Here is a 10487-nt window from a genome sequence, read left to right as displayed (position 1 = left end):
AGCACCACGGGTAAAGCAATAGAAATATGAGTGAAAGCGAGTGATTGTCATATCAGTAGTGTCAGTTATTGACTGTGTAGATGAGGTATCTCGCTAAAAAATGCCGATAGTTTATGTGCAGTGGCTTTTTTTAAAAAGATACTAAGAGTCACTTGCTTCATTAAAATAAAGAAAGGACGGGATTTGAACCCGCGTGTGAACTGTGTCCACTTGCCAGATTTCGAGTCTGGTGCCGTACCAAGCTGGGTCACCTTTCCAAAGGAAATTTCACTTGTTTTACGGCTATTGAGCAGGTGAAACAAGAAATGCGGAAGAAGGGATTTGAACCCTCACGCCTAGATTAGGCACATGCGCCTGAAGCATGCGTGTCTGCCGTTCCACCACTTCCGCGAAAAGACAAGGCCATTATACGCCTCTTCTTTTCAAAAAACAATGGCAAAATCTTTTTTGGCCAGTTTACTGAATAAAGTTCTGTTTTTTGCTATAATGAATTTATCAATTGAAAAAAGGAAAGATAGTTGCAAGGTAGAATTATCAAATCATTAGCGGGCTTTTACTATGTGGAGTCCGATGGAGTGATTTATCAGACACGTGCGCGTGGTAATTTTAGAAAAAAAGGTCAAACACCTTATGTTGGTGATTTTGTTGATTTTTCAGCAGATGAGCAGTCAGAAGGCTATATTTTAGCTATTCATGAGCGAAAAAACAGTTTGGTTCGTCCGCCAATTGTGAATATTGACCAAGCGGTGGTCATTATGTCTGCAAAAGAGCCTGATTTTAATGCCAATCTTTTAGACCGCTTTTTGGTCTTGCTAGAACACAAGGCGATTGAGCCGATCGTTTATATTTCCAAGATGGATTTGCTGGACAATGTTGAGGAGATGGCAAGCATCCAGAAGCAGTACCAAGAGATTGGGTATGCGTTTTGCACCACTTTAGACGAATTGCTACCGCTTTTGACAGATAAAGTGACCGTTTTCATGGGACAAACAGGTGTTGGAAAATCAACCTTACTCAATAAAATTGCCCCCGAACTCCAATTGGAAACAGGTGAAATCTCAGATAGCCTTGGACGTGGACGCCACACGACTCGCTCTGTCAGTTTATACACTGTCAATGGCGGTAAAATTGCGGACACCCCAGGATTTTCATCGTTAGATTACGACATTCAAACGGTTGAAGATTTAAATGAAGCTTTTCCTGAATTAAGGCGCCTGAGCCATTTCTGTAAATTCCGTTCGTGCACCCATACGCACGAGCCAGAATGCGCGGTCAAGGAAGCTCTAAAAAATGGGGAACTTTGGCAATCACGCTATGATAATTACCTCCAGTTTCTCAGTGAAATTGAAAACCGTCGTGAAACATATAAAAAAGTGATTAAAAGAAAGTAGGTTCTTAATGTCAACAAATAAAATCGCACCCTCTATTTTAGCTGCTGATTATGCTAATTTTGCATCAGAACTCAAACGCATTGAAGAAACCAGTGCAGAGTACGTTCATATTGATATTATGGACGGTCAATTTGTGCCAAATATCAGTTTTGGTGCAGATGTTGTGGCAAGTATGCGTAAACACAGTAAATTGTTTTTTGATTGCCATTTGATGGTGGTTAATCCTGAACGTTATGTAGATGCTTTTGCCCAAGCTGGTGCAGATATCATGACTATTCATGCTGAAGCAACGTTGCACATTCATGGGGCTTTACAAAAAATCAAGGCAGCTGGCATGAAAGCTGGTGTGGTCATCAACCCAGGAACACCTATTTCAGCGATTGAATCGGTTTTGAGTTTGGTTGACCAAGTGCTTATCATGACTGTCAATCCAGGTTTTGGAGGGCAAGCCTTTATTCCTGAAATGCTTGACAAGGTCGCTCAAATTGCTCGCATTCGTGATGAAAAAGGCTATGATTTTGACATCGAAGTTGACGGTGGGGTTGACAACAACACCATCAAAGCTTGCTATGAAGCAGGTGCCAATGTCTTTGTGGCAGGGTCATACCTCTTTAAAGCCAGTGACCTTGTTGCTCAAGTGGAAACCTTGCGTGTCGCTTTAGATGACTAAGATAGCAGTCTTTGCTGGTGGGCATTTGACGTCTTTTCCGAGAGATTTTGCCGTCTTTGTTGGTGTGGACCGTGGGAGTTTGGCTATTTTGCGAAATGACTTGCCTTTGGATTTGGCGGTGGGAGATTTTGATTCTGTCACGGCAGCTGAACGGCAGTTGATTCAAGAAAAGGCGAAAATGGTCATCACGGCAGTTCCTGAAAAAGATGATACAGATACAGAGCTAGCTCTAAAGGTGATTTTTGCCAAATACCCACAAGCCCAAGTCAGTCTTTTTGGAGCTTTTGGTGGGCGCATAGACCATACTTTGGCTAATTTGTTTCTGCCTAGTGACCCTGATTTAGCTCCATTTATGCATCGGATTCGTTTACAAGATGAGCAAAATGTGGTGCAATTTTACCCCGCGGGTGTTTGTCAGGTGTTTCCAGAAAAAGGAATGCCTTACGTTTCTTTCATGGCTGAGGGAGATGCTCCGTTAACCATTGAAGGAGCCAAATACAATTTGGATGCCAATCATTTCTTCACCAAAAAAGTCTACGCCAGTAATGCCTTTATCGGTCAGCCCATCACCGTGACACTAGACTCAGGTTATCTTATCGTTATTCACAGTAAGGATAGGTAGATGTTAATTATTCTGTTATTATTAGGACTTCTTAATCTTGCCTTGTTGGTTTATGTGTTGACCAAAGTGGGACGTTTAAACGAAGAAGTTGCTCAAAAATTAGATGATAATGCTGATAATTTGTCAGACCAAGTGTCTTATCAGCTGGATTCGGCACAAAAAGACACTGTTTTGGCTTTGAACACTCAGCTCAATCGTCTGCAAAATGATTTGTACACGCAGTTAAATGATATTCGTGACGTCCTTCATCAAAGTTTGACGGATAGCCGTGACCGCTCGGACCGCCGTTTAGAGCTTATCAATAGCAACTTGACCCAGTCTGTCAAAGAAATGCAAGAATCCAATGAAAAACGTCTGGAAGAAATGCGTCAAACGGTTGAAGAAAAATTGGAGCAAACCTTGCAAAATCGCTTAAAAGCGTCATTTGAAACGGTTTCTAAGCAGTTGGAATCTGTCAATCAAGGTCTAGGTGAGATGAAAAATGTCGCCCAAGACGTTGGAACCTTGAACAAAGTGTTGTCAAATACCAAAACACGTGGGATTTTGGGGGAATTGCAGTTGGGACAAATCATTGAGGACATCATGACCCCAAACCAATATGAGCGCGAATTTTCAACGGTTTCAGGTTCAAAAGAACGTGTCGAATATGCGATTAAATTACCAGGGGCTGGGGACGATAGCTATGTTTACTTGCCGATTGACTCAAAATTTCCTTTGGAAGATTATTACCGCCTAGAAGATGCTTACGAAAGCGGGGATAAAGAACAAATTGAGCAGCACCGCAAATCCTTGTTAAATAGCATCAAGCGTTTCGCCAAGGATATCAATAACAAATACCTTAACCCGCCTGAAACCACTAATTTCGGCATTATGTTTTTACCAACAGAGGGCTTGTATTCAGAAGTGGTGCGCAATGCCGCTTTTTTTGACAGCCTAAGACGAGATGAAAATATCGTTGTGGCTGGTCCGACAACCTTGTCAGCTTTGCTAAATTCATTGTCAGTTGGTTTCAAGACACTTAATATTCAAAAAAATGCCGATGATATTAGCAAGATTTTAGGCAATGTCAAGGTAGAGTTTGGTAAATTTGGTCAAATGTTGGCGAAAGCTCAAAAACAAATCAATACCGCTAATCATACGTTGGACAGCCTGATTTCCACACGAACCAATGCCATTATACGTGCTTTAAATACCGTTGAAACCTATCAAGACCAAGCAACCGCACGTTTGCTGGACCTCCCACCATTAGAAGACGAGGAAAATCATGAAAATTAATCAAATGAAAAAAGACGAGCTCTTTGAAGGGTTTTATTTAATAAAATCAGCAGAACTCCGCAAAACAAGGGCAGGCAAAGATTACCTTGCCTTTATTTTTCAAGATGATACGGGTGAAATCTCGGGTAATTTATGGGATGCCCAGCCTTATAATGTCGAAGAATTTGTCGCTGGAAAAGTGGTTCACATGAAAGGTAGACGCGAAGTGTATAACGGCACCCCACAAGTCAATCAGATTACCTTGCGTAACACGCGTGAAGGCGAGCCAAATAACCCAAGTGATTTTCGTGAAAAACCACCTGTCAATCCCTCAGACGTGAGAGAGTACTTGGAGCAGATGATTTTTAAAATCGAAAATGCAGTGTGGCAGCGTGTTGTTCGTGCTCTCTATCGCAAATACGACAAGGCTTTCTTCAGTTATCCAGCAGCTAAAACCAATCATCATGCCTTTGAATCTGGCCTAGCCTATCACACGGCGACCATGGTGCGTTTGGCCGACGCTATCGGTGATGTTTACCCACAACTGAACAAGAGTTTGTTGTATGCAGGGATTATGCTTCATGATTTAGGCAAAGTCATTGAATTGACAGGACCTGACAACACCGAATACACAGTGCGCGGTAACTTAATCGGACACATTTCCCTCATTGATGAAGAAATTACCAAGGTTTTGATGGAATTAAATATCGATGACACCAAAGAAGAAGTCATTCTCTTGCGTCATGTGGTACTTAGTCACCATGGTTTGTTAGAATACGGTAGTCCCGTTCGTCCACGAGTCATGGAAGCCGAAATCATTCACATGATTGATAATATTGATGCTGAAATGATGATGATGACCACCGCTTTAAGCCGTGTTGACAACGGCGAAATGACAAGCCGAATTTTTGCCATGGATAATCGCTCATTTTATAAGCCTAACTTAAAATAAGTGATAAAAAACGGACTTTTTACGAAAAAAAGTTCGTTTTTTCGGTTTCTTATGATATAATGACAAAAAATAGACTAAAAATGGAGAAATTATGAAATTACGACGTAGTGAACGCATGGTTGTCATCTCCAACTACCTGATAAACAACCCGCATCAATTGACCAGCTTAAACACGTTTGCTGAGAAATACGAGGCTGCTAAATCGTCTATTTCTGAAGATATTGCGATTATTAAAAAAGCTTTTGAAGAATCAGGTCTTGGAGATATCGAAACAGTTACTGGAGCTAGTGGAGGTGTGATTTTTACACCTGGCATCTCTGACACAGAAGCAAGAGAAGTGGTTGAAGATTTGTGCCAACGCCTTTCAGAAAGTAGCCGTATTTTGCCTGGGGGCTATATTTATTTGTCAGATTTGTTGAGCACTCCCAAGATATTGCAAAATGTTGGTCGTATAATTGCAAACGCATTCAAAGGTAAGCAGATTGATGCTGTTATGACCGTTGCTACAAAAGGCGTTCCTTTGGCAAATGCTGTTGCAAATGTTTTGAATGTGCCTTTTGTCATTGTGCGTCGCGACCTCAAAATCACAGAAGGTTCAACCGTATCTGTCAATTATGCGAGTGGCTCAAGTGACCGCATTGAAAAAATGTTTCTGTCAAAACGAAGCTTAAAACCTAATAGCCGTGTCTTAATCGTGGATGATTTCCTAAAAGGTGGGGGAACCATTACAGGTATGGTCAGCCTTTTGAAAGAGTTTGACAGCACGCTGGTCGGAGTTGCCGTCTTTTCAGAAAATGCTCAAGAAAAACGCGAGCAGATGACTTACAAATCATTGCTGAAAGTATCCGAAATTGATGTCAAAAATAACCACGTCAAAGTTGAAATCGGTAATATCTTTGATAACGAATAAAGGGCTTGCCCTTTTTTGTTTTATCAAGCTAGAGAACACATAACAGTTGACTTTGTCAGGATAATGTGGTAATATAATCGTCGGTACTTTTTACTTTTGGTCTCTCCAGAGTGTACAGAGACGTGCTGACAAATGTTGCAAAGTACACATATCCTACTAAAAGCTGTCACCAAGTTTTTAGTTAACCAAAATAAAAATCTTACAGGAGAAAAGTAGATGCCTACAATCAACCAGTTGGTACGTAAACCACGTAAATCTAAAGTTGTAAAATCTAATTCACCAGCGTTAAACGTTGGCTACAACAGTCACAAAAAAGTTCAAACAAACGTACATGCTCCACAAAAACGTGGTGTTGCAACACGTGTTGGAACTATGACACCTAAAAAACCTAACTCAGCCCTTCGTAAATTCGCTCGTGTACGCTTGAGCAACCTTATCGAAGTTACTGCTTACATCCCAGGTATCGGACACAACCTTCAAGAACACAGTGTTGTTCTTATCCGTGGTGGACGTGTAAAAGACCTTCCAGGGGTACGTTACCATATCGTTCGTGGTGCACTTGATACTGCAGGTGTAGCTGACCGTAAACAAAGCCGTTCTAAATACGGTGCTAAACGTCCTAAAGGATAATAGAAGGGAGATAAGGAAGAATGAGTCGTAAAAATAGAGCGCCTAAACGCGAAGTATTACCAGATCCATTATATAATTCACAACTTGTAACACGTCTTATCAACCGTGTTATGCTTGACGGAAAACGCGGTACAGCTGCATCAATCGTTTATGATGCATTTGACCAAGTTAAAGAAGCTACTGGCAACGATGCATTGGAAGTATTCGAAACAGCTATGGAAAACATCATGCCTGTTCTTGAAGTACGTGCTCGTCGTGTTGGTGGTTCTAACTACCAAGTCCCAGTTGAAGTTCGTCCAGAACGTCGTACAACTCTAGGACTTCGTTGGTTGGTAACTGCATCTCGTGCTCGTGGTGAACACACTATGAAAGATCGTCTTGCAAAAGAAATCATGGATGCAGCTAACAACACTGGTGCTTCAGTTAAAAAACGTGAAGATACACACCGTATGGCAGAAGCAAACCGTGCCTTCGCACACTTCCGCTGGTAATCTTTTCAAGATAAGATTTTCTTATCTGTTTTACATATTAAGAGATTCCTCATTATTGGGCTTTTAATATTAAAAATAGCATAAAAAATAATTAGAACGGGTAGGTTTTGCCTATCCGTTCTAAAAGTATGCTATAATAGAATAGTAAACTAAATTTTTATATAGGAGAATAAAATGGCTCGCGAATTTTCACTAGAAAAAACTCGTAACATTGGTATCATGGCTCACGTTGATGCTGGTAAAACAACAACAACAGAGCGTATTCTTTACTATACTGGTAAAATCCACAAAATTGGTGAAACACACGAAGGTGCTTCACAAATGGACTGGATGGAACAAGAACAAGAACGTGGTATCACAATCACTTCAGCTGCGACAACAGCACAATGGAACGGACACCGTGTTAACATCATTGACACACCAGGACACGTGGACTTCACTATCGAAGTACAACGTTCACTTCGTGTTCTTGACGGTGCGGTAACCGTTCTTGACTCACAATCAGGTGTAGAACCTCAAACTGAAACAGTTTGGCGTCAAGCTACTGAATACGGAGTTCCTCGTATCGTATTTGCCAACAAAATGGATAAAATCGGTGCTGATTTCCTTTACTCAGTAAGCACACTTCATGATCGTCTTCAAGCAAACGCTCACCCAATTCAATTGCCAATCGGTGCAGAAGATGACTTCCGTGGTATCATTGACTTGATCAAAATGAAAGCGGAAATCTACACTAACGACCTTGGTACTGATATCCTTGAAGAAGATATCCCAGCTGAATACGTTGATCAAGCAAACGAATACCGTGAAAAATTGGTTGAAGCCGTTGCTGAAACTGACGAAGACTTGATGATGAAATACCTTGAAGGTGAAGAAATCACAAACGACGAGTTGAAAGCTGCTATCCGTAAAGCAACTATCAACGTTGAATTCTTCCCAGTACTTTGTGGTTCAGCCTTCAAAAACAAAGGGGTTCAATTGATGTTGGATGCGGTTATTGATTACCTTCCAAGCCCACTTGATATCCCAGCTATCAAAGGTGTTAACCCAGATACAGGTGAAGAAGAAGAACGTCCAGCTTCTGATGACGGACCATTTGCGGCTCTTGCCTTCAAGATCATGACTGACCCATTCGTAGGTCGTTTGACATTCTTCCGTGTTTACTCAGGTGTATTGAACAGCGGTTCATACGTGTTGAATACTTCAAAAGGTAAACGCGAACGTATCGGACGTATCCTTCAAATGCACGCTAACAGCCGTCACGAAATTGAAACAGTTTACTCAGGTGATATCGCTGCCGCTGTTGGTTTGAAAGACACTACAACTGGTGACTCATTGACAGATGAAAAAGCTAAAATTATCCTTGAATCAATCGACGTTCCAGAACCAGTTATCCAATTGATGGTTGAGCCTAAATCTAAAGCTGACCAAGATAAAATGGGTATCGCCCCTTCAAAAACTTGCTGAAGAAGACCCAACATTCCGTGTTGAAACAAACGTTGAAACTGGTGAAACAGTTATCTCTGGTATGGGTGAGCTTCACCTTGACGTCCTTGTTGACCGTATGAAACGTGAATTCAAAGTTGAAGCAAACGTTGGTGCGCCTCAAGTTTCTTACCGTGAAACATTCCGCAAACCAACACAAGCACGTGGATTCTTCAAACGCCAATCAGGTGGTAAAGGTCAATTCGGTGACGTTTGGATTGAATTCACACCAAACGAAGAAGGTAAAGGTTTCGAATTCGAAAACGCTATTGTCGGTGGTGTGGTTCCACGTGAATTCATCCCTGCAGTAGAAAAAGGACTTCAAGAATCTATGGCAAACGGTGTTCTTGCTGGTTACCCAATGGTTGACGTTAAAGCTAAATTGTATGATGGTTCATACCACGATGTCGACTCATCTGAAACTGCCTTCAAGATCGCTGCATCACTTGCACTTAAAGAAGCTGCTAAGACTGCAGAACCAGTTATTCTTGAACCAATGATGCTTGTTACTATCACAGCACCTGAAGAAAACCTTGGTGATGTTATGGGACACGTAACAGCTCGTCGTGGACGTGTTGACGGTATGGAAGCACACGGTAACAGCCAAATCGTTCGTGCCTTCGTTCCATTGGCAGAAATGTTTGGTTACGCAACAGTTCTTCGTTCTGCAACTCAAGGACGTGGAACATTCATGATGGTATTTGACCACTATGAAGATGTACCAAAATCTGTTCAAGAAGAAATCATCAAGAAAAATTCTGGTGAATAATTGAATATTAAAGGGAATGCTTTCATAGCATTCCTTTTTTGCTCTGAAAATGCTAATAATATTTGCAATTTTGGCGAAATAATTATATAATACTAACGTTGAAGGATTGATTTTGCTTGTATAAGTTAATCTTTTCACAATTGTCTAAAAGGGTAACCTTTTAAAATAAATTTTCTTGATTTTCATAAGGAGGAAATCACTAATGGTAGTTAAAGTTGGTATTAACGGTTTCGGTCGTATCGGTCGTCTTGCATTCCGTCGTATCCAAAACGTTGAAGGTGTTGAAGTAGCTCGTATTAACGACCTTACTGACCCAGCAATGCTTGCACACTTGTTGAAATATGATACAACTCAAGGTCGTTTCGATGGCGATGTTGTTGTTAAAGATGGTGGATTCGAAGTTAACGGTCAATTCGTTAAAGTTTCTGCAGAACGTGATCCAGAACAAATCGACTGGGCTAACGATGGTGTAGAAATCGTTCTTGAAGCAACTGGTTTCTTTGCTACTAAAGCTGCAGCTGAAAAACACTTGCACGAAGGCGGAGCTAAAAAAGTTGTTATCACTGCTCCTGGTGGATCAGATGTTAAAACTGTTGTATTTAACACTAACCACGAAATCCTTGATGGTACTGAAACAGTTATCTCAGCTGGTTCATGTACAACAAACTGTCTTGCACCAATGGCAGACGCTATGAACAAAGCATTCGGTCTTAAAGTTGGTACAATGACTACAGTTCACGCTTACACTGGTGACCAAATGACTCTTGACGCTCCACACCCTAAAGGTGACTTCCGTCGTGCTCGTGCAGCTGCTGAAAACATCGTTCCTAACTCAACTGGTGCTGCTAAAGCTATCGGTCTTGTTATCCCAGAATTGAACGGCAAACTTCAAGGTCACGCACAACGTGTACCAGTTCCAACTGGATCACTTACTGAACTTGTTTCAGTTCTTGACAAAAAAGTAACTGCTGAAGAAGTAAACGCTGCTATGCAAGCTGCTGCAACTGAATCATTCGGTTACAACACTGACCCAATCGTTTCACGCGATATCGTTGGTATCTCTTACGGTTCATTGTTTGATGCAACTCAAACAGAAGTAACTGAAGCTGCTGATGGTACTCAATTGGTTAAAACAGTTTCATGGTACGACAACGAAATGTCTTACACTTCACAACTTGTTCGTACTCTTGAATACTTCGCAAAAATTGCTAAATAATTAATTGATTAGCATCTGAGAGGAGATTTTCTCCTCTCTTTTTTTGTTTCTGTGTAGAATTGAGCTAAGATACTGTCTGATTTGAATATCAAGAGAT

The 10487-nt window shown here is 41.1% G+C and carries 9 protein-coding genes, 2 tRNA genes and 1 pseudogene; 10 read left to right on the top strand and 2 right to left on the bottom strand.

The features are described 5' to 3' along the window. Positions 1-168 precede the first annotated feature (168 nt). Positions 169-257, bottom strand: a tRNA-Ser gene (locus tag B3473_RS06785). Positions 258-306: 49 nt separating this feature from the next. Beyond that, positions 307-390: transfer RNA gene (locus tag B3473_RS06780), tRNA-Leu, on the bottom strand. Between the two features lie 128 nt (positions 391-518). Here B3473_RS06780 and rsgA point away from each other — a divergent pair. The 10 genes and pseudogenes from rsgA (at position 519) to gap (ending at position 10390) form a co-directional block, all read left to right on the top strand. Then, a complete protein-coding gene (rsgA, locus tag B3473_RS06775) occupies positions 519-1391 on the top strand; it encodes a ribosome small subunit-dependent GTPase A (RefSeq protein ID WP_154454850.1) in 873 nt (290 codons plus the stop codon). A gap of 7 nt (positions 1392-1398) precedes the next feature. Beyond that, positions 1399-2061 (top strand): ribulose-phosphate 3-epimerase, encoded by a 663-nt coding sequence (gene rpe, locus B3473_RS06770; RefSeq protein WP_154454851.1) that lies wholly within the window; start codon positions 1399-1401, stop codon positions 2059-2061. Next, on the top strand, positions 2054-2683 hold the full coding sequence (locus tag B3473_RS06765; protein ID WP_154454852.1) for a thiamine diphosphokinase: 630 nt from the start codon (positions 2054-2056) through the stop codon (positions 2681-2683). Before rpe ends, B3473_RS06765 begins: the two co-directional genes overlap by 8 nt. Then, positions 2684-3958: a DNA recombination protein RmuC gene (locus tag B3473_RS06760; RefSeq protein ID WP_154454853.1), complete on the top strand. Its 1275-nt coding sequence runs from the start codon at positions 2684-2686 to the stop codon at positions 3956-3958. Further along, positions 3948-4889, top strand: a complete 942-nt coding sequence (locus tag B3473_RS06755) for a 3'-5' exoribonuclease YhaM family protein (RefSeq protein WP_154454854.1) — start codon at positions 3948-3950, stop codon at positions 4887-4889. The genes B3473_RS06760 and B3473_RS06755 overlap by 11 nt, the downstream gene beginning before the upstream one ends. A 91-nt stretch (positions 4890-4980) precedes the next feature. After that, positions 4981-5799 carry a pur operon repressor gene (gene purR, locus B3473_RS06750; RefSeq protein WP_154454855.1) on the top strand — a complete coding sequence of 273 codons (819 nt, stop codon included), beginning with the start codon at positions 4981-4983 and terminating at the stop codon, positions 5797-5799. A 216-nt stretch (positions 5800-6015) separates the two neighbouring features. Beyond that, complete coding sequence (gene rpsL, locus B3473_RS06745) at positions 6016-6429, top strand: 30S ribosomal protein S12 (protein ID WP_154454856.1); 414 nt, start codon at positions 6016-6018, stop codon at positions 6427-6429. A 20-nt stretch (positions 6430-6449) separates the two neighbouring features. Continuing rightward, positions 6450-6920, top strand: a complete 471-nt coding sequence (gene rpsG / locus B3473_RS06740; protein WP_154454857.1) for a 30S ribosomal protein S7 — start codon at positions 6450-6452, stop codon at positions 6918-6920. 174 nt (positions 6921-7094) lie between these two features. After that, a pseudogene (fusA, locus tag B3473_RS06735) lies at positions 7095-9174 on the top strand (elongation factor G). Between the two features lie 202 nt (positions 9175-9376). Next, positions 9377-10390: a type I glyceraldehyde-3-phosphate dehydrogenase gene (gene gap / locus B3473_RS06730; RefSeq protein ID WP_154454859.1), complete on the top strand. Its 1014-nt coding sequence runs from the start codon at positions 9377-9379 to the stop codon at positions 10388-10390. Positions 10391-10487: the final 97 nt, after the last annotated feature.

The organism is Streptococcus sp. UBA632 (assembly GCF_002300045.1).
Classification (GTDB): Bacteria; Bacillota; Bacilli; order Lactobacillales; family Streptococcaceae; genus Streptococcus; species Streptococcus alactolyticus.
Note: the sequence above shows the minus strand (reverse complement) of the source record. Positions and strands in the feature narration are given on the sequence as shown.